The organism is Agromyces sp. GL_144 (genome assembly GCF_057834305.1).
On sequence record NZ_CM174399.1, the window covers coordinates 166596 to 186097 of the forward strand.

The window sequence follows — 19502 nt, forward strand, 5'->3', positions numbered from 1 at the left end:
GGATCCGCACTCGCGCGCCGAGTCCGCACCCAGATCGTGTCAGGGCGCTCGTCTCGAATCGATTCGAGGTCGATGATCTATGATCGGGCGTGTCGGTGCCCCGCCGGCCCACCCACCTGAGGATCGATCCGCATGTCCGAGTCCGCGCGCCCCACGCTCGCCGATGTCGCCGCGCGCGCCGGCGTCTCGGCGTCGACCGCCTCGCTCGCGTTCAGCGGCTCCGGCCCGGTGTCGGATGCCACGAAGCAGAAGGTGCTCGCCGCCGCGGCCGAACTCGGCTACGCCGGCCCGGACCCGCGCGCCCAGTCGCTGCGGCGCGGACGCTCCGGCATCGTCGGCGTCGTGCTCGAGGAGCGCGTGCGCGCGGCGTTCCTCGACCCCGTGAAGATCCAGATGCTCGACGGCATCACCGAGGGCATCGGCTCGCTCGGCGCGGGCCTGCTGCTGCTCACTGACGCGGGCGAGGCGGGCGGCAATGCAGTCGGCATCGAGAGCGCGCCCGTCGACGCCGTCGTGCTCGTGGGCTGCAGCCCGAGGCTCGGCCAGTCGGTCGAGGTGCTGCGGCGACGCGGCATCCCGGCGGTCGCCATCGAGGGCGATGCGGGCGACGGCATCCCGAAGATCTCGATCGACAACCGCGAGGCCACCCGTCGCGGCGCCGAGTACCTTCGCGAACTCGGCCATGCCGAGGTCCAGGTCGTCACGCTGCCGTTCGACCCGGCGCGCACGCGCGGCCCCATCACGCCGGAGCTCGAGCGCGGCAGCACCGCCGAGACCGCGAGCGAGCGCCTGGCCGGGGCGCGCGACGTGTTCCCCGACGTCACCGGCCGCGTCGCCGGGGCGAGCTCGATCGAGGAGGGCCTCGAGGCCGGGCGCCGGCTGCTCGCCGATCCCTCGCGGCGCCCGACCGCGATCATCGCGCAGAGCGACCTGCTCGCGGCGGGCGTGATCCAGGCCGCCGAGGAGCTCGGCATCGCCGTGCCCGCCGAGCTCAGCGTGCTCGGATTCGACGGCATCCGCGTCGACGGGCTGCAGCACGACCTGACCACGCTCGTGCAGCCCTCGGTCGCCAAGGGACGCGCTGCCGGAGAGGCCGTCGTGAGCCTGCTCGCCGGGGACTCGCCGAAGTCGGTGTGCTTCACGAGCGTGCTGCACGTCGGTGACACGACGGCGCCGCCGCGCGCCGGCTGAGGCCCACCGCACGTTCGCCGTTCGTCGTTCGCCGACTCCGCCGCACGGTCGCCGTGCGTCGCGCGCCGGCCGAGCCCTCCGAGGCGGTAGCCCGTCGCCGTGCCCGTCGCCGCGTCGAGCCTTCGTCCTGATTTCGGTGAGTCGAGATGGGCGACCAGCGCGTGCACGGTGGGGCGGATGCCGCGACCGGCGCGCTCCGTAGCGATAAGTCTCATCGGACAACGTATAGAGACATCGGATGTCTGATCGTTCGACGTCGCGCAAAATACGCTTTCCTGCGCGTGGGCGCCATATTCCATCGGATTTCTGATCTATGCAGTTCGCGGCATTCGAAACGTTTCGCTAAAAAGGCTTGACTAACAACAAAAAGCCCCAATATCATCCGACTCGTACGTCTCAATGGAGAGGATGGCGAATGTCGCTGCACAGTGCTCTACAACGCAAGACGCGCTGGGGAATGCGGTTGGGTGCCGCATTCGCCTTCGTGGGCCTGGTGGGTTCAGGTCTGATCGCAAGCGCACCAGCGGCAGCAGCGACGGTCGATACCGTCGTGCGCGCCGCCGACCCCGCACCCGCGCCCGACTTCAAGGCCCTCGTCTTCTCGAAGACGGCCGGGTTCCGACACGGATCGATTCCGGCCGGCATCACCGCGATCCAGCAGTTGGGCGAGGAGAACGACTTCGACGTCGACGTCACCGAGGACGGCGCGTCGTTCACCGACGCCAACCTCGCGCAGTACGACGTGGTGATCTGGCTGTCGACCACCGGCGACGTGCTCGACGCCGAGCAGCAGGGCGCGTTCGAGCGCTACATCGAGGCCGGCGGCGGCTACGCCGGCGTGCACGCGGCATCCGACACCGAGTACGACTGGCCGTGGTACGGCCAGCTCGTCGGCAGCTACTTCAAGGGCCACCCGGCCGAGCAGAACGCGGTCGTCAAGGTCGAGGACCACGCACACCCCTCGACGGCCCACCTCGACGAGGAGTGGACCCGCTACGACGAGTGGTACAACTACCGCACGAACCCCCGCAACAACGACGTGCACGTGCTCATGTCCCTCGACGAGAAGAGCTACACGGGCGGCGACATGGGCGTCGACCACCCGATCGCCTGGTGCCAGAACTACGACGGCGGACGCTCCTGGTACACCGGCGGCGGGCACACCGACGCCTCGTACACCGAGCCGAAGTTCCGTGAGCACCTGTTGAAGGGCATCCAGACCGCCGCGGGCGCGGTGAACTCCGACTGCAACGCGACGCAGAGCGACAGCTTCGAGCTCGTCACCCTCGACGACAACACCGGCAACCCGATGGCGCTGGACATCGCGCCCGACGCGACGGTCTTCTACGCCGAGCGCGACGGCCGCGTGCAGCGGCTCGACCCGGTGACGCACGCGCGCAACACCGCCATCGACCTCGACGTCACCAACGGCAACGAAGACGGCCTGCTCGGCATCGTGCTCGACCCGGCCTTCGAGGACAACGGCTGGGTGTACCTGTACTGGTCGCCGCGCGTCGTCACCGATCAGGACGGGCCGCACAACCGGCTCTCCCGGTTCACATACAACGCCGACACGAAGACGATCGACCCGGCCAGCGAGAAGGTCGTGCTGAAGATCACCACGCAGCGCAACACGTGCTGCCACGCGGGCGGCGACATGCTGTTCGACAACGACGGCAACCTCGTGCTCGCGACCGGCGACAACACGAACCCGTTCGAGTCCGACGGCTACGCGCCGATCGACGAGCGCGCCGGCCGTCAGGACTACGACGCGCAGCGCACCTCGGCGAACACGAACGACCTCCGCGGCAAGGTGATCCGCATCACGCCGACCGACGAGGGCGGCTACACGATCCCCGACGGCAACCTGTTCGACGAGGCATCCGACTCGGCTCAGAAGACCAGGCCCGAGGTCTACGCCATGGGCTTCCGCAACCCGTTCCGCATCGGACTCGATCCGTACACGAACAACCTGCTCGTCGCCGACTACGGCCCCGACGCGGGCTCGGCGAACGCGAACCGGGGTCCGGGCGGAACCGTCGAGTGGAACATCGTCGACGAACCGGGCAACTACGGCTGGCCGCTCTGCGTGGGCATCAAGTGCTACAACGACTGGACCTTCCCGTCCGGCCCGTCGGGCGCCGCGTTCAACCCCGCAGGTCCGACGAACAACAGCCCGAACAACACGGGCCTGACGACCCTGCCTCCGGTGATCCAGCCGGAATGGTGGACCGAGAACGGCCTGACCGCGCTCTACCCCGAGATCGGCAACAGCGGCGCGCCCATGGGCGGACCGGTGTACGAGTACGACGCCGACCTCGACTCCGACATCAAGTGGCCCGCGTACTGGGACCGCAAGGCGATCTTCGGCGAGTGGAACCAGGGCCGCATGTACTCCATGCAGCTCAACGAGGGCGGCGACGCACCGCACACGAAGATCGTGGACATCAACCGCATCCTTCCCGGCATCTTCGACCCGTCGGCCGGCTTCGACCGATCGATGGACTTCGAGTTCGGCCCCGACGGCGCGCTCTACGTCATCGACTGGGGCAAGGAGTTCGGCGGCAGCGCCGCGACGGCGGGCGTGTTCCGCGTGGACTACGTGCAGGCGAGCCCCTCGCCGATCGCACGGGCGTCGGCGGATGTCACGAACGGTCCGGGTCCGCAGCTCGACGTGCAGTTCTCCAGCGAGGGCACCCGGCACCCGATCGGCAAGCCGATCACGCTGAGCTGGGACTTCGGCGACGGCAGCCCTGCCAGCACCGAGGCGCACCCGTCGCACACGTACGCGCAGAACGGCCAGTACACGGCCCGTCTCACCGTGACCGACGACGAGGGCAAGACCAGCGTCGCGAACGTCGAGATCGTCGTCGGCAACATCGTGCCGACGGTCGACATCGTGTTCCCCGAGAACGGCGGCTTCTTCTCGTGGGGCGACGACGTGGCCTACCAGGTCATCGTGAACGACCCCGACGGGTCGGGCGAGATCGACTGCTCCCAGGTGAAGGTCCAGCCCTCGCTCGGTCACGACTCGCACCAGCACCCGATGGGCGCGCTCACCGGCTGCGAGGGGAGCATCCCGACCGGTCGCGACGGCGGGCACGGCATCGAGACCAACCTGTTCTGGGTGGTCGACGTGTCGTACACCGACGACGGCGGCGCCGCGGGCGTTCCGCTCACGGGCTACGGGGTGAACATCCTCAACCCGACCCACATGGAGGCGGAGTTCTTCGACCGCACCGGCCGCATCAACGGCACGGGCGGCGACTCCGACGGCGTTCGCACCGAGAACACCGGCGACTCCGCCGGCGGCGGCCTGAACGTCAGCCACATCGAGACGAACGACTGGTGGTCGTACGAACCGGTGAACTTCAAGGGCGTCGAGGGCGTGACCCTGCGCATCGCGAAGGGCTCGGCGGGCGACGGCAAGATCGAGCTGCGCTGGAACGATCCCGAGGGTCCGAAGCTCGGCGAGGTCACGTTCCAGCCCACGCTGGTCGGCGGCAGCCCGAACTGGCAGGCCTACTCGGACTTCCACATCCCGCTCGAGAACCTGCCCACCGAATCGGGTGAGCTCTTCTTCGTGCTCACCCAGGGCGGCGCCAACGTGAACTACTTCGAGTGGGAGGGCGGCGTGAACAGCAACGCCCGACCGGTCGTGGATCTCACGGTCGACAAGCGCACGGGCAGCGCGCCGCTGACGGTCAACGCGAGCGTCGAGGCATCCGACCCCGAAGGCACCGAGGTGACCATCGCCTGGGACCGCGACCTCGGCGACGGCGAGCAGTTCGAGGCCGGCACCACGTCCGAGGAGTTCGTGTACGACGTGCCCGGCACGTACGAGCTCGCGGTCAAGGTGACCGACGGCGACAGCGCCTACACGGTCGAGACGGTGACCATCACCGTCGCGCCCGCCGGCTCGACGATGTGCCTCACGGGTCGTTCCGACGGCTTCGACGGCACCTCGCTCGACACCGACCGCTGGAACCGCAACGTTCGCCCGACGCAGTTCGCCCAGGTCGCCGACGGCCACCTGGTGCTGCCCGCCACCAAGACCGACCTGTACGGCGGCGGCGGATCGGCGACCGACATCATCCTGCAGGATCTGCCCGCAGGGGCCTGGCAGGCGACCGCGAAGCTCACCTTCGAGGCACGCACCCAGTACCAGCAGGCCGGTCTGATCGTGTACGGCGACGACGACAACTACGCGAAGTTCGCCATGCAGGGTCGCGGAACCGGATCGAGCGCGGCACAGCGCCTGTTCCAGTTCATCCGCGAGGAGGCGGGCAACCCGAACGAGGTGGCCGACTCCAACACGCCGGCACTCGGCGCGGAGTTCCCCGACACGTTCTACGTGCGCTACACCAGCGACGGCACGAACCTGAACGCGTCGTACTCGGCCGACGGCACCACCTACACGGCGATGCCGCAGACCAAGTCGCTCGCCGGCATCGTGAACCCGCGCATCGGCGTCGTCGCATTCGCGAACGACGGGTCGCCGGCCGACGTCATCAACGCGTACGTGGACTGGTTCCACATCACGCCGGATGACACCGCGGTCGCGCCGACGCCCGATGACGAGTTCGACGGCGCGTCGCTCGAGACCTGCCGCTGGACCGTCGTGGCCGAGCAGCCGGGCGGCTACCGGGTGACCGGTGGCAACCTCGAGATCGACACGTCGCCGAACGACATCTACGGCGGCGACACCGGGGTGCCGAACTTCATCGTCCAGGGCCAGCCCGAAGGGGACTGGATCGTGGAGACGAAGGTCGACGCATCCGCCCTCGACCGGCGCTACCAGCAGGCCGGCCTCATCCTCTACGGCGATGACGACAACTACGTGAAGTTCGACATCCTCGCCACCAACGAGGCGGGGCAGCCGATCGCACGCAACCTCGAGATCCGCAACGAGATCGGCGGCGTGGTGCAGAACCCGCAGCCGAACGCACCTGCTCCCGCCGATGGCGTGGTGTCGTTGCGACTCGGCAAGAGCGGATCGACGATCACGGCCTGGTACAGCACCGACGGTTCCTCGTGGACCCAGGTGGCCGAGACGGTGACCAACGCCGGCCTCGACGGTGCCAGGGTGGGCCTGTTCGCCCTGGGCAACTCGGCGCAGGGTCAGGTCGCCAACACGGCGCGGTTCGACTACTTCCACGTGGTCGAGAAGGCCGAGCCGGTCGCGGTCAGCGCGACGGTCGCCCCCGAGGTGCCGAACGGCCTCGCCGGCTGGTACACCCAGGCGGTGACGGTCACGGTCGAGACGACCGGCGGCGGCGCGTCGACGGTCTACCGCGAGGTCGACGTCGACGGCGCCGGATGGGTCGAGTACACCTCGCCCGTGACGGTGACCACCGACGGCGAGCACACGGTGCAGTACCGTGCCTCGACGTCGGGGGAGTCGACCGAGGTCGAGAGCGTGACCTTCGAGATCGACGCCACGGCGCCGGTTCCGACGGCCGAGCTCGTCACCGATGAGGGCCTGCGCACGGTCGAGATCACGGCGACGGATGCCACGAGCGGCGTCGACACGGTCGAGTACCGCGTCGACGGCGGCGAGTGGGCCGAATACACCGCGCCGGTCGGCCTGACCGATGCGGGCGCGACGGTCGAGTACCGGGCGACGGATGTCGCGGGCAACGTCTCGGCGACGGGTTCGCTCGTGGCGCCTCCGGTGGTCCCCGGCGACCCGACGGTCTCGCTGACCGCCACGGTCGACCCGGCGGTCGCCGACGGCCTCGCCGGATGGTGGACCGCGGCTCCGAAGCTCACCGCGAGCGGCACGAGCACGCCGGGAACCACGGACGACGCGCAGGTCGCGGATGACGCGGCCGAGACGCCCGTGGTCGTCGAGTTCTCGCTCGACGGGGTGGAGTGGACCGAGTTCGCCGGCGAGCATGTGCTCGAGGGCGATGGCGAGCGGCCCTGGTTCGTTCGGGCTCGCCTCGCCGACACGGCGTTCGTGTCGGAGACCCGCTCGTTCACGGTCAGGCTCGACACGGTGGCGCCCGGCGCCGACGGTTCCGTCGAGGGTCGCACGGTGACGCTGACGGGCGAGGACGCGACGAGCGGCCTCTCCCGGCTCGAGTACCGCATCGGCGACGCCGAGGCCTGGACGGCGTACACGACGCCGTTCGCGGTCCCGGGCCTCGACGCCGCGACGGTCGCGTACCGTTCGGTCGACGCTGCGGGGCACGTCTCGGAGGAGGCGACGCTCGACGTCGCCGCAGTCGAGGTTCCCGCGCCCACGCCGACGGTGACGGTCGACGCGGCCTCGGTCGTGCAGGGCGGCCTCATCGGGGTCAGCGGCACCGGGTTCGAGCCGGGAACGGAGCTCGAGCTGTGGCTCTACTCCGACCCGACGCTGATCACCACGGTGACCGTCGATGAGGACGGGTCGTTCTCGGGCAGCATCCAGGTGCCGGCCGACTTCGAGCCCGGCCAGCACCAGGTTGTGCTGCTCCTGGACGGTGAGGAGATCGCCCGCAGCCTGCCCTTCGAGGTCACGGCGGCGGCGGTCAGCCCCGGCGGCTCGGACCCGGATGACCCCGGCACGGGCACCCCGGGCTCGGGCACGGGCTCGGGCAGCACGGCCGGCAGCGGCTCCGGCGGTCTCGCGGAGACCGGGTTCGACCAGTGGCAGGCGCAGCTCCCCCTCGCGGCGCTGCTGCTGGTGCTGGGTGCCGGTTGGCTGCTGATCGGCCGACGCCTGCGTCGCGTGGAGCAGTAGCCTCCGAGGGCGGGTGCCCCGTCCCTCCGGGGCACGGGGCACCCGCCCCCACCGCATCGTCCTGCGTTCGATATCCGTTCGCTCCGCAACATCCGTCTCGCAAAGGAAGTCCCGAATTGTCGCCAGCGCTTCGCCGCAGCGGCCTCTGGCTGCTCATCGTCTCGTTCTTCGCCATCGCGCTCGTGCTGCTGATGCCCGCGCGGGCACTCGCGCACGGCGGGCCGTTCAACCTCACCGTCACGCCCGACGGTTCCGGCGGCATCTCGGTGGTCGCCGAATACGCGGAGGACGGGCATCCGGTCACCGAGATCATGGACCCCGTCGCGACCGCGGTCGCCTCCGACGGGCGCACCGCGGGCCCGGTCGAACTCGTCTCCTCATCCGAGGGCGAAGGGGTGTGGGTCAGCCCCGAACCGTTCCTGGAGGACGGCGACTGGACCGTCACCGTGGAGGTCACCACGCCCGCCTCGAGCGCCGCGAGCGCCGAGTTCACGGTCGCGCCGCTCGCGCCGCCCGTGGAGCCCGGAGAGGAGTTGCCCGCTGCGAGCGACGCCGTCCAGGAGGCCCCGGCCGACCAGCTCGGGCTCTGGCTGTGGGTCGCCGTGGGTGTCGCGGTCGTCGGCGTCGGCACCGCCTGGTTCGTGCTCGGGAGGCGGCGGGCGACCGGGCCGGTCGAGCCCGGGGCGGATGCCGCGAAGCCGGCTCCGAAGTCGGCGAAGGGCTCGAACGACCGGTCGAAGGAGACCGCGAAGGTCTGATCCGCCGAGTGACCGACCCGCTGGAGTCGGGTCACGACGGGGCAGTGGTCGCGCAGGGCTGCTCGCCCGCCCGCCGCGCCGCATCGTGGGAGTGGCACGCCGCGCGGGCACGGAATCCCAGCCCGGCGTGACCGGCCGCGGCGTCAGGCCGGCGCGCCCGTGACCATCCACTTCGCGCCCCGCGCGCGCAGAGACAGCGTCACCGCGCGAGCGGCGAGGTACCCGATCGCGAACGCGCCGGTGAGCAGTGCGAGCGAGGTGGAACTCGGCAGCCCCGCGGCATCCGCCCACCAGACCGTGCCGAGTGCCAGTGGAACGAACACGGCGAGGTTCACGAGGCCCGTCCAGGCGAGGTAGCGGGCGTCGCCCGCGCCGATGAGCACGCCGTCGAGCACGAACACGAGGCCGCCGAGCGGGGCCGAGAGGCCGAGCACCACGAGCGAGGGCGGCAGCAGGGCGGCGACCTCGGCCGACGAGGTGAAGAGCGCCGGCAGCACCCACGCGGTCGCGACGATGAGCGCGCCGAGTGCGACCCCCGACCAGACGCCCCACTGCAGGCAGCGACGCAGCACCGCGCGCACCTGCTCGACATCGCCCTCGCCGAGGCCCTTGCCGATGAGCGCCTGCGCGGCGATCGCGAGCGCGTCGAGCGCGAACCCGAGGGTGAAGTACACCGTGATGGCCACCTGGTAGGCCGCGAGCTCGTCGGGCCCGAGCGAGGTCGCCGCCCACGTGGCGAGCAGCAGGGCCGCGCGCAGGCTCACCGTGCGCAGGAACAGCCAGCCGCCGGAGGTCGCGCCGCGAAGCACGCCCGCGTGATGGGGCCACGGGCTCGCGCCGACCCGCGCCGCGTGCCGTGAGACCACGACGAGGTAGACGAGCACCATGCCCCATTGCGCGATGACGGTGCCGACCGCGGAGCCCGCGATGCCCCAGCCCAACCCGTAGATGAACACGAAGTTCAGCACGATGTTGGCTGCGAACCCGACGCCGGCGACCCAGAGCGGCGTGGTCGTGTCTTGGAGACCGCGCAGCAGTCCCGTCGCGGCGAAGACGAGCAGCATGGCCGGCAGCCCGATCATCGAGATCGAGAGGTAGGCGGATGCCTCGGCCGCGACCTCTGCCGACGCGCCGAACACGCCGACGAGCCACGGGGTCGCGAACCACCCGAGCACGGCGAGCAGGGCGCCGAGGCCGAGCGCGAGCCACAACCCGTCGACGCCGGATGCCACGGCTCCGCGCTCATCGCCCGCGCCGAGCCGGCGCGCGACGGCGGGCGTCGTCGCGTAGGCGAGGAACACCATGAGCCCGATGATCGTCTGCAGCACCGCGCTCGCGATGCCGAGTCCGGCGAGCGGCGTGGACCCGAGGTGCCCGACCATCGCGGTGTCGGCCAGCAGGAACAGGGGCTCGGCGATGAGTGCGCCGAGGGCCGGCACGGCGAGCCGCAGGATGTCGCGGTCGACCGTGCGCGCCGGCGCCTGAGCCCCGCCCGGTGCGGGCGCCGGTGGGACGGGAGTGGGTTCTGAGTCCATATGCGGACTCGAGCCTATGCCGAGCGACCGACGCCGCAGCGATCGGAGGCCGGCTCGCGGCATCCGCCCGTCAGAGGTCGACGATCTCCTTGCCGAGCGGCGCGAGCGAGACGGGGATGAGCTTGAAGTCGGCGATGCCGAGCGGGATGCCGATGATCGTGATGCACAGCAGCACGCCCGACACGAGGTGCGCGATCGCGAGCCAGAGACCCGCCAGGAGGAACCAGACGACGTTGCCGAGGAACGACCAGGCGCCGCTCGTCGGCTTCGCGACCACCGTGCGGCCGAACGGCCAGAGCGCGTACAGGCCGATGCGGAACGACGCGATGCCCCACGGGATCGTCACGATGAGCACGCACATGACCACCCCGGCCGCCAGGTACCCCAGGAACAGCCAGAAGCCCGAGAGCACGAGCCAGATGACGTTGAGCACGGTGTTCATGCCCCGATTCAAGCAGGTGCGACTGGGGCGAAGCCCGGAGGCGATCCAGAAGCGGATGCCGCGGCGAAGCGGATGCCGCGACGACCCGGATGCCGCGGCGAAGCGGATGCCGCGGATGGCCTGAGCGCCCCGCCGCTCAGGAGGGCGGTGTCTCGCCCTCGTCAGCGGCGCGCTCGAACTCGCGCTCCCACGCCTGCAGCTCCGAGCGCTTGCCGATGAGCCCGTCGAGCGAGACCTGGAAGTGCAGGCCGCGTCGGGCGTTGACCTGCCTGATGTTCGCCACGAGTTCCTCGGACACCGCGGTGACGGCGTTCCGCACCTCGCGAATGCGCTCGTCGGGGTCGTCCCAGAGCTGCGGGTGGGTGAGGATGTCGAGCAGGTAGTCGCGGTCGAGCGCCGCCGTGAGCTTGCGCAGCGTCGCGTCGAGCTCGATCGCGGCGAGTCCGCGCTGGTCGGCGCCGCTGCGGCGGTCGAGCCGGGCGAAGAGCTCTTCGACGTTGGTGGCGATGGCGGCGGCATCGGTCGCGGTCTGCGCGGCCACCGCGTCGCCGGTGGCGCCGACCTGGGCGTAGGCGGCGCTCAGCGACCGCAGGGTGGCGACGTGGCGCCGGATCTGGTCGGGCAACCGACCGTCGCCCACGCCGCGACGGCGTCGCGCGCGGATCACGCCGACCGCGGTGGCGGCGCCGGCGACGATGACGGCCGCCCCGATCGCGAGTCCGAGCACCAGCCCGCCGCCTGCTCCGCCGTCTGGTCCTGATGCCGCTGGCTCGGCCGCCTGCACGCCCTGCACCGTCGTGGTGAGTGCTGCCTCGAGGCTGGTCGAGTTCTCCTCGGCCACGTTCGCGATGCGCATCGCCTCGCCGCCCGCGAGGGGGCTGACCTTCGACGCGGCGGAAAGGTCATCGCCGACAGCCACGATGATCGTGTCGTAGCCCGTTTCCCGGCCGAGCTGGATGGCGATGTCGGGCCCGGATGCCTCGAGCGCGGCGTTGTCCGAGAACACGGCGACGCCGATCGACGCGTCGCCGACCTGGCTCAGCAGCTGGGCCTGCAGGCCGGACGCATCCTGCACTTCGGAGGAGACGTAGACCGGCCCGCTCTGGAGGGCCTCGGTGGCGTCATCTATGTAGCCGCCGTCGGTGACGACGACGATGGCGGGGAACGGCGTCGCGGCGACGAGTTCGGCAACCATCCGTCGCCCCCTAGAAGTTGTTGATGACCGACGCGAACACGAGGTCGATCTTCGCCGGGTCGGAGGCGTCGAACCACTGGCCGCCCGTCGCTTCGGCGATGCGCTGCAGCGCGCCGGTGTCGGCGCCCTCGCCGTAGGCGATCGGGAAGATGCGCACCGGCGCGTCGCCGCCGCCCTCGCCGCTCGACTTGCCGATCTTCGTGATGAGCGAGTCGATCGAGATCGAGGAATCGGTGTCCTGCCCGTCGGAGAGCACGACGATCGCGTTGATGCGACCGGGCTCGGCGCGCGCGACCATCTCGTCGTAGGCGGCGGCGACGGCGTCGTAGAGCGGCGTGCCCTGGCGGTTCGCGTAGCGGAGGTCGGCGATCGAGGAGCGCAGCGTCTCGCCGTCGGAGCCGAGCTGCGAGACGCCCCGCAGCTCGATGAGGTTCTTGCCCGCCGAGGACTCGACGTCGGTCGTGAACGCCCACACGCCGACCTCGTCGGTCGAGCGGAAGTGCCCGAGAGTGGCCTGGGCGCCTTCGATCGCGCCGTCGAGCTTGGACCGGCCGTCGCCGATGGGGTCGTCCATCGAGCCCGAGACGTCGATGACCTCGAGCACCGACGACGGCTTGCGGATCTGCGTCCACTGGTCGAGCGCCGCCGAGACGACGTCGACGCCGGGCCGCGGCAGCGTGATCGCCGGTCCGGCCGGGTCGACGCCGTACTGCTCGGTGAACAGGTCGCCGAGCGGCGCCGACTCGTCGAGCGGTCGGAACCCGTACTCGGGCAGGATGCGCTGGGCCGGCTCGGTCGCGAGGAAGGCCACGAACGCCTCGCCCGCCGTGCGCTGGGCCTCGGTTACCCAGTCGGCGCCGAGCACGGTCACCGGGTTGTCGGACCACATCGAGCCGCCCGAGGGGTAGACCGCGACGAGCTTCTCCTTGGGCGGCGTCAGGGTCTCGCCGGGCTGCACGGTGTGCGAGTCGGGGTTGCCCTGGTTGTAGTTCAGCAGCGAGGTCTCCTCGAGCGCCACCGCCGACACGTAGCCGGAGCCGCCCGAGCCGTGCTGCGTCTCGTCGTAGAGGGTGGCGAGCACCTTGCCGGTCGTGTCGCCGTAGTGGATCACGCATTCCTCGAACACGCGCGAGAACTCCTCGGCCGCGGCGACGTCGTCGGCGGTGAGGTCGCTCGTCTTGCCGGATGCCTCGTACGACTGCATCAGGATCGCGGACAGCCCCGTGGTCGACGTGTTCGGGTTCGTCTTCGAGATCTTGAACGAGCCCCAGATCGGCTTGCCGACGCTGCCCCAGCCCGCCGGGTCGGCGCACAGCTTCTCGAGGTCGGCGATGCCGATCTCGGTGTCGGGCCAACCGAGCGCCTTCGCCATCGTCTCGGGCACGCCGAACACGACAGGCGTGTGCGTGAACGACACCGGCTCGCCCACGAGCGAAGCGGATGCCGCGGCTGCGACGCGCTCGGTCCACACCGTGGATGCGGGCGACCACAGGGTCGGCCAGCGGCGCGTGTCCTCTTCGGGCCAGTCGCCGCCGGCCGTGAGGAAGCGGGTCGCGTCGCCCGAGGACACGTTCACGGGTCGCACGGTCGCGCACTCGTCGAGCCCGTCGTGCTCCGGTGACTGCTTGAACGCCTTCGCGAGCGCGTCGAGCATGTTGACCTTCTCGGACGAGGTCGCGACGACGACGCTCGTGCAGCCGTCGTCGGCGAAGTCGCCCCCGTCGGCGTTGTTCCCGTCGACCGCGTCGCCGCCGAACGTGCAGGCGCTCAGGGCGAGCGTCGCCACCGCCACCAGCGAGATCGCGAGCGACGCGCGCGCGCCACGCCTCGGGGTCGTCGCGAACGGGGAGCGGGCGGCCGTGCGCCGCGGAACGGGTGCCATGGGAACAGGGTACGTCCCCCACTCGCTCACTGCGCACACTGCATCCCCGTCAAGCCGGGGATCGGCCGGCTGTGTTACAGCTTCGACTTCCGATAGCCAGCCTTGATCGCGGCAGCCTCTGACGAGAAGCACTCCTCCGGGTTCGTCCGGTCGTAGTAGGCGCCGCCGGGCACGTGGTAGATGCCGCTCTGGTTGCCCTTGATCGGAGCCCAGCTCGGACAGACCCGCCAGCCGCTCCCGGTCGGGGTGTACCGGTCGGGCGGACGAACGGCCGCCGTCGCGCCCGAGCGAGAGGTGAGTGTCGTGTAGCCGGACTTGCGCGCAGTGACGGCGACGACGAGGGTCTTTCCGATGTCCGCGTTCGACGGGTTGTACGTGCGTCCGGTCGCGCCGCCGATCTTCGTGCCCGCCCGGTACCACTGGTACGAGAGCGCGACGCCCGCCGTCGCGCTCGCCGTGGCGGTCAGGGTGGATCCGACCTTGGCGGTGCCGCTCACTCCGGCCTTCAGGCTCAGCGCGCCGGCGGCGATCTTCCCGGTTGCGCCCGACGTCTTGGCCGCGTTCGTGTAGCCCGCCTTCTTGCCGGTGACGGTCACGGTGATGCTCTTGCCGAGGTCTGCGGCAGTGAGCGCGTACGTCGACTTCGTGGCGCCCGAGATCGCGGTGCCTGCGCGCTTCCACTGGTAGCTGAAGGCGACGCCAGACGGCTTCCAGGTGCCGGGAACCGCGGTGAGGGTCTTGCCGACGGCGCGGGTGCCGGAGATCGTCGGGGCCGCCGCGGTGAGCGCACCCGCGGCGATCTTGCCGGTGACGGCAGAGGTCTTGCCCGTGGTCGCGTAGGCCGCCTTCTTGCCGGTGACGGTCACGGTGATGGTCTTGCCGAGGTCGGCCGCGGCGAGCACGTAGGTCGCCTTCGTCGCACCCGAGATCGCGGTGCCGTTGCGCTTCCACTGGTAGCTGAGGGCGACGCCTGAGGGCTTCCAGGTACCGGGTACCGCGGTGAGGGTCTTCCCGACCGCCCGGGTGCCCGTGATCGTCGGAATCGGTGCCGTGAGGGCGCCTGCGGCGACCTTGATCGCAGTCGAGGTCTTGGTCGCGGTCGTGAAGGCCGCCTTCTTGCCGGTCACGGTCACGGTGATGCTCTTGCCGAAGTCGGTCGTCGTGATCGCGTACGTGGACTTCGTCGCGCCCTTGATCGCGACGCCGTTGCGCTTCCACAGGTAGGTGAAGGATGCCGCGGGCTTCCACGCGCCCGGGACGGCGGTGACCGTGCGACCGACGGCGACCGTGCCGGACACCGTCGGCACGGGCGCCGAGAACGTTCCGATCGTGACGGCGGCCGTCGACGTCGAGGTGAGCGTCACGGCGGTGTGGCCGGCGAGGGTGCCCTTGACGGTGACGGTGAGCTTCTTGCCGAGGTCGTCCGCGGTGGGGGCGTAGGTCGCCTTCGTGGCACCGGCGATCGTCGCGCCGTTGCGCTTCCACTGATAGGTGTACGTGATGCCCGAGGGCGTCCATCCGGTCGCTGCAGTCAACGTCTGGCCGACCTTGACGGTGCCGGTGATCTTCGGCACCGAGGTGACGAGCGAGCCCGCCGCCACCTTGGCCGTGGACGTCGAGACCTTCGAGGCGGTCGCATAGCCAGTGCTCGTGCCGGTGACGCGAATCGAGATCTTCTTGTCGAAGTCGGCGGCCGTCAGCTTGTACGTCTTGGCCGTGGCACCGGCGATCGCGCTGCCGTCGCGCAGCCATTCGAAGGTCGCCACGGTCGAGGTCGGGGCCCAGGTGCCGGCGTTCGCGGTCAGCGTCTGGCCGACCTTCGAGGTGCCGGTGATGGTCGGCGTGCCGACCGTGAGCGGCAGCTTCGGCACGACGGCGGTCGACGCCGAGGTGGCGCGCGTCTCCACCCAGCCATCACGCGAAGCGAGCACCTCGACCGAGAGCACGGCGTCGACGTCATCGATCGTCGGCGTGTAGGTCTGGTCCGTCGCGCCGCTGACCGGGGCGCCGTTGCGCAGCCACTGGTACGAGAAGACCAGGGTGCCGACGCTCCACAGGCCAGCGTCGGCCGTCAGCGGCGAGCCGACGATCGCAGCACCCGAGACGGTCGGACCGTCGATGGCGTCCACGGGCGCGGGAAGCAGTCGGATGTCGGCGATGGTCGGGCCGGCGTCGGCCTCGACCGTGATGGCTTCGGCGCCGACGCTGCCATCGACGATGAGCGGCGGCGCATCGAGCGACGGCGCCCACGTGCGCAGCGTGTCGAGCGGGGCGGCGCATGGAGCGGCGCTGACCGTGTATGCGCCCTCGTCGAGCTCGGTGAGCGCGTATGCGCCCGTGGCATCCGTTTCAGTCTCAACGCCGAACTCCACCCAATCGCCGCCGTCGAACCATTCCGCGGTGACGCAGAAGCCGGCGGCCGGGGTTCCGGCCGGGTCGGTCACGACTCCGACGATCGAGCCGGGCGTCTGGATCTCGTCCTGTTCGGCGAAGGCGGGCGACGCCGGGACGAGTGCAGCGACCACCAATGAAGCGGCCGCGGTCGCGATGAGCGAGCGCACTCGGCGCCTGAGTGCTGTGTTCAACGTTCTCCAATTTCGGCCGGACCGCCCGAGCCTAAGCAGAACACCTGATGAACTGCAGATAACGCCGCCCCCCAAAACGGGGGCGGCGAGGGTGGTCGCCGTCTCGCAACCGAACGCTCATCGTGCGAGAGCGCTCGGGGCGATCACCAATCATCACCCGTGTAGCGGGTGAACGGCTTGCAGCCCCAAGTCGAGATGAACTGGCCGTACCATGCGGTCAGATACACCGTGCCGGTCGACACGTCGTGGTCCGTGACATCCCAGAACACCCCGGAGGGCGCGTTCAACGACTCGACGTAACAGCCTCCCGCTTCACTCGAGCTGCTGTTCCCGTATGAGACGTAGCCGCCCGCTTTGATCTGCGTGCCGACTGCGAAGATGCCGTCGCCGGCGATCACGGAACCGGGATTCCCGGTCCCGTCGTAACGAATCCAAGAGCCGCAGTTCTGGAACTCCACCGAGCGGTCACTCGGGTAGATCTGGATCATTCGACGGCCGGATCCGACATCGTCCGCGCTGACGAAGCTGCCCGACGCGGAGGAAGGAGCAATCCGCGACCAGGAGCAGTGGTCTGTCTTGGTCGAGGACGTGAAGTAGATGCCGGGCTGCACGTCGGTGCCGACCCGGAACTTCCCGTCGCCGCTGATGCTGGCCGGGCGGTTCGCCACGGTGCCGGTCTTCGGCGTCGCCGACTTCGTCGTGTAACCGGCCTTCGAGACCGTGATCTTGACCGAGACGACCTTGCCGGCGTCGACGTTGGCGAGCGTGTACGTCGAGGCGGTCTTGCCGCTGATCGCGGTGCCGTTGCGGTACCACTGGTACGTCACCGTGCTGCCGCCGGGCGAGACGCTGGCGGCCGATGCCGTCAGCTTCGAGCCGGCGCGCTGCGTGCCAGAGAGCTTCGCCGAGAACGTGATCGTGCCCGCCGCGATCTTCGCGGTGCCGCCGGCGGTCTTCGCGAGCGTCGTGTAGCCCGACTTCTTTCCGGTGACGGTCACGGTGATGCTCTTGCCGAGGTCTGCGGCAGTGAGCGCATAGGTCGACTTCGTGGCGCCCGAGATCGCGGTGCCTGCGCGCTTCCACTGGTAGTTCAGGGCCACGCCCGAGGGCTTCCAGATGCCGGGCGCGGCGGTGAGGGTCTTGCCGACCGTCCGCGTTCCGGAGATCGTCGGCGTCGGCGCGGTGAGCGTGCCGGCGGCGATCTTCCCGGTGGCGGTCGAGGACTTCGAAGCGGTGGCGTAGGCCGTCTTCCTGCCGGTGACCGTCACCGTGATCGTCTTGCCGAGGTCGGATGCGCCCAGCACGAAGGTCGACTTCGTCGCGCCCTTGATCGCGGCCTCATTGCGCTTCCACTGGTAGCTGAGGGCGACGCCTGAGGGCTTCCAGGTACCGGGTACCGCGGTCAGGGTCTTCCCGACCGCACGGCTGCCCGAGATGGCGGGGACCGGCGCCGCGAGCGTGCCGGCCGCGACCTTGGCCGCCGCGGAGGTCTTCGACGCGGTCGTGTAGGCGCTCTTCTTGCCGGTGACGGTCACGGTCAGGGTCTTGCCATGATCTGCCGCAGTGATCGCGTACGTCGATTTGGTCGCGCCCGAGATCGCGACTCCGTTGCGCTTCCACTGGTACGTGAAGGATCCCGCGGGCTTCCACGCGCCCGGAACGGCCGTGACCGTGCGACCGACGGCGACCGTGCCGGACACCGTCGGCACGGGCGCCGAGAACGTTCCGATCGCGACGGCGGCCGTGGACGCCGACGAGAGTGTCACCGTCGTGTATCCCGCGAGGGTTCCGGTGACCGTGACGCTGAGCTTCTTGCCGAGATCGTCCGCGGTGGGGGTGTAGGTGGCCTTCGCAGCGCCGATGGCCTTGCCGTCGCGCTTCCAGGCGTACGTGTAGGTGACGCCCGACGGCGTCCATCCGGTCGTCGCGGTCAGCGTCGATCCGACCTTGACCGTGCCGGTGATCTTCGGCACCGAGGTGACGAGCGAGCCGGCTGCGACGACCGCGGTCCGGGCCGAGGTCTTCGTCGCCGTCGCGTGACCCTCGCGCACCGCCGTCGCACGCACCGAGATCTTCGCACCGCGGTCGGACGCGGTCAGGACGTAGGTCGTCTTGGTTGCGCCGGGGACCGGCTCGCCGTTCCGGAGCCACACCAGCGTCGGCGTGACGGGCGACCACGTTCCGACCGTCGCGGTCAGCGTCTGGCCGACCTTGGCCGTTCCGGCGATCGTCGGGGTGCTCGATGAGATCGGCAGAGCCGTGATCGTCGCGGTAGCGTCCGACGTCGCCGTGACCGGCTCCCACCCGTCGCGGGAGGCCGTGACGGCGACGGTGATCTTCGTGCCGATGTCGGCTGCGATGACGGCGTACTCGGCGTTCGTCGCGTCCACGATCGGAGCGCCGTCGCTCAGCCACTGGTACGACGTGCCCACGCCGCTGATGCTCCAGGTGCCGTGGTCCGCCGTGAGGGTCGCCCCGAACTGCGCGGAACCCGAGACGACCGGCCGACTGACCACCTCGAGGGCGGCAGGGAGCAGGGCGATGTCGACAGCGGATGCCGCGACCCCGTGGGTGACGACGATGCCGCCTGCGGTGACGATGCCGTCGGTGATCACGGGCGGCGCATCGAGCGTCGGCGCCCACGTGCGCAGCGTGTCGGACGGGTCCGCGCACGACGCGGCGCTGACCGCGTAGGTGCCGTCGACGAGGTCGGTCACGCGGTATGCGCCCGTGTCGTCGGTGCGGATGCCGGCGTCGAAGTCGACGACGGGCACCCACGCGCCGCCGTCATCGGTCGCCTCGGCGTCGAACAGCTCGGCCGTGATGCAGAGACCGACCGCCGGGTCGCCGGCCGGGTCGGTGACGACGCCCGTGATCGAGACCACCGGATCAGGCGTCGGCACGGGGTCACCGCCGTCGTCGGCGAGGGCGGGCGTTGCCGGGACGAGCGCGGCGATGACGAATGCGGTTGCGGCGGTCGCGAGGAACGAGCGTCCGCGCGCGCGAGTGAACGCGCGAGTAGGAGATGCCAAAGTCGTCCATTCGGAAGTGAGTGGGCCGAGCCTATGTCCAGGATCGGCTCCGTGCACAGTTCCTCTCGGACCCACCCCTCGAACTGGGGGTATCGACGCTCGCGGACTCGGCTGCGCCCGGTCGCGCCGCGAGCCGAGCACGCCGACCCCGA

At 70.4% G+C, this 19502-nt stretch carries 9 protein-coding genes; 3 read left to right on the plus strand and 6 right to left on the minus strand.

The features are described 5' to 3' along the window. Nucleotides 1-132 precede the first annotated feature (132 nt). The 3 genes from AC3IPY_RS00750 (at nt 133) to AC3IPY_RS00760 (ending at nt 8679) form a co-directional block, all read left to right on the plus strand. Nucleotides 133-1191, plus strand: coding sequence for a LacI family DNA-binding transcriptional regulator (locus AC3IPY_RS00750; protein ID WP_489186086.1), 1059 nt, complete (start codon nt 133-135; stop codon nt 1189-1191). A gap of 550 nt (nt 1192-1741) precedes the next feature. Then, complete coding sequence (locus AC3IPY_RS00755; protein WP_489186087.1) at nt 1742-7921, plus strand: ThuA domain-containing protein; 6180 nt, start codon at nt 1742-1744, stop codon at nt 7919-7921. Nucleotides 7922-8037: 116 nt separating this feature from the next. Beyond that, nucleotides 8038-8679: a hypothetical protein gene (locus AC3IPY_RS00760; protein WP_489186088.1), complete on the plus strand. Its 642-nt coding sequence runs from the start codon at nt 8038-8040 to the stop codon at nt 8677-8679. A gap of 143 nt (nt 8680-8822) precedes the next feature. On the opposite strand, the gene AC3IPY_RS00765 is transcribed toward AC3IPY_RS00760, so the two are convergent. From AC3IPY_RS00765 to AC3IPY_RS00790, 6 genes are all read right to left on the minus strand, one after another. Further along, on the minus strand, nt 8823-10214 hold the full coding sequence (locus AC3IPY_RS00765; protein ID WP_489186089.1) for an MATE family efflux transporter: 1392 nt from the start codon (nt 10212-10214) through the stop codon (nt 8823-8825). A gap of 70 nt (nt 10215-10284) precedes the next feature. Then, a complete protein-coding gene (locus AC3IPY_RS00770) occupies nt 10285-10656 on the minus strand; it encodes a YccF domain-containing protein (RefSeq protein ID WP_489186090.1) in 372 nt (123 codons plus the stop codon). A gap of 136 nt (nt 10657-10792) precedes the next feature. Then, nucleotides 10793-11851, minus strand: coding sequence for a hypothetical protein (locus AC3IPY_RS00775; protein ID WP_489186091.1), 1059 nt, complete (start codon nt 11849-11851; stop codon nt 10793-10795). Between the two features lie 10 nt (nt 11852-11861). Beyond that, on the minus strand, nt 11862-13733 hold the full coding sequence (locus AC3IPY_RS00780; protein ID WP_489186092.1) for a substrate-binding and vWA domain-containing protein: 1872 nt from the start codon (nt 13731-13733) through the stop codon (nt 11862-11864). 74 nt (nt 13734-13807) lie between these two features. After that, nucleotides 13808-16318, minus strand: a complete 2511-nt coding sequence (locus tag AC3IPY_RS00785) for a sunset domain-containing protein (RefSeq protein ID WP_489186093.1) — start codon at nt 16316-16318, stop codon at nt 13808-13810. Between the two features lie 143 nt (nt 16319-16461). After that, nucleotides 16462-19350: an Rv1352/Rv1906c domain-containing protein gene (locus AC3IPY_RS00790; RefSeq protein ID WP_489186094.1), complete on the minus strand. Its 2889-nt coding sequence runs from the start codon at nt 19348-19350 to the stop codon at nt 16462-16464. Nucleotides 19351-19502 lie beyond the last annotated feature (152 nt).

Coding starts and splice junctions, on each gene's coding strand:
- AC3IPY_RS00770 (WP_489186090.1), bottom strand. CDS start 10,656: ATGAACACCGTGCTCAACGTCATCTGGCTCGTGCTCTCGGGCTTCTGG.
- AC3IPY_RS00780 (WP_489186092.1), bottom strand. CDS start 13,733: ATGGCACCCGTTCCGCGGCGCACGGCCGCCCGCTCCCCGTTCGCGACG.
- AC3IPY_RS00750 (WP_489186086.1), top strand. CDS start 133: ATGTCCGAGTCCGCGCGCCCCACGCTCGCCGATGTCGCCGCGCGCGCC.
- AC3IPY_RS00765 (WP_489186089.1), bottom strand. CDS start 10,214: ATGGACTCAGAACCCACTCCCGTCCCACCGGCGCCCGCACCGGGCGGG.
- AC3IPY_RS00775 (WP_489186091.1), bottom strand. CDS start 11,851: ATGGTTGCCGAACTCGTCGCCGCGACGCCGTTCCCCGCCATCGTCGTC.